This window comes from Paenibacillus sp. EKM212P, from assembly GCF_011066115.1.
GTDB lineage: Bacteria > Bacillota > Bacilli > Paenibacillales > Paenibacillaceae > Paenibacillus > Paenibacillus polymyxa_B.
The window spans coordinates 1-277 of the sequence record NZ_JAAMNR010000069.1 but is presented as its reverse complement, the minus strand read 5'-3'; the positions used below and the strand labels follow the sequence as shown (position 1 = coordinate 277).

Here is a 277-nt window from a genome sequence, read left to right as displayed (position 1 = left end):
TGGTGCCGGCGAGAGGACTTGAACCCCCAACCTACTGATTACAAGTCAGTTGCTCTACCAGTTGAGCTACACCGGCATATCAAGTTAAATGGCGGAACCGACGGGATTCGAACCCGCGATCTCCTGCGTGACAGGCAGGCATGTTGGGCCTCTACACCACGGTTCCAGAGGCAACTCTCTTAGTTGAAAGTAATTGCGGAGGCAGGATTTGAACCTGCGACCTTCGGGTTATGAGCCCGACGAGCTACCGAACTGCTCCACCCCGCGACAGTAATAA

The 277-nt window shown here is 54.5% G+C and carries 3 tRNA genes; all 3 read right to left on the bottom strand.

The window, feature by feature from the left end:
• Positions 1–76, bottom strand: a tRNA-Thr gene (locus G9G54_RS25055).
• Positions 77–89: 13 nt separating this feature from the next.
• Positions 90–166 (bottom strand) — tRNA-Asp (locus G9G54_RS25050).
• A gap of 27 nt (positions 167–193) precedes the next feature.
• Positions 194–267 (bottom strand) — tRNA-Met (locus G9G54_RS25045).
• Positions 268–277: the final 10 nt, after the last annotated feature.